Source organism: Nitrospirae bacterium YQR-1 (assembly GCA_039908095.1).
Taxonomy (GTDB): domain Bacteria; phylum Nitrospirota; class Thermodesulfovibrionia; order Thermodesulfovibrionales; family Magnetobacteriaceae; genus Magnetomonas.
The window spans coordinates 1-867 of record JAMOBJ010000094.1 but is presented as its reverse complement, the minus strand read 5'-3'; the positions used below and the strand labels follow the sequence as shown (position 1 = coordinate 867).

The following is an 867-nucleotide window of genomic DNA, read 5'->3' as shown; positions in this document are numbered from 1 at the left end:
CGGCGTCTTGGCGGCAAAGAAAATATAAAAGTAAACGTAAGAATCATAGCTGCCACCAACAAGGATTTGGAAAAGGAGATTTCACAGGGTAAATTCCGTGATGATCTGTACTACCGACTTAAGGTGGTGACAATAGAGCTTCCCTCACTTAGCCAACGAAAGGATGATATTCCGCTTTTAGTTAAATTTTTCATAGAAAAACACAATGCGGAGTTTGGCAAGCAAGTAACAGACATAAGTGACGGAGCACTGAGACTGTTGATGGACTACCACTGGCCCGGCAACATCCGGCAGTTAAGTTCGGTCATAGAGCGGGCGGTTCTGATGACCGACAACGACGTTATAAGTGTGGATGATATCAAAGGAGAGCTTAGGACTCCTGAGGGTAATGGAGTGCTTAAAATAGAAATACCGGATGAAGGAATAAATTTTGAGGAGCTTGAAAAAGAGCTGTTGAAAAAAGCCATGGCAAAGGCCAATAATGTAGCGGCCAGAGCAGCCAGATTTTTAGGTATGAGCTACAAGACTTTTTGGTACAGACTTGAAAAGTTTGGCTTAAATACAGGCTCGGGGGCAAAACCGCCGAGAGATTGACATTACAATTTTGGCAAGGAAGAAATTATACACCTGTCAGATTAAATATCGTTCACTACAGGATACTATGCCCGCTCTCTTTACGGACACTTTCATTTTGCTAAGAACCGGACATTTTCACTTTGCTACTACAGCTGTAAAAAAATATTTGACCTGACTTTTGGTTTTTTGTTATAGTAAGGCTATGGTGATGCAAATGAAAGATATTATTGCCAAAGAAGTGGTAATAACCAAAGAAGATATAATAGAAGCAATGAAGGAAGTGATTGCTCC

General features: G+C 40.9%; 1 protein-coding gene. It reads left to right on the top strand.

The features are described 5' to 3' along the window. The coding region (locus H7844_16060; protein MEO5358791.1) for a sigma 54-interacting transcriptional regulator at positions 1-594 on the top strand (594 nt) is incomplete at its 5' end. Positions 595-867: the final 273 nt, after the last annotated feature.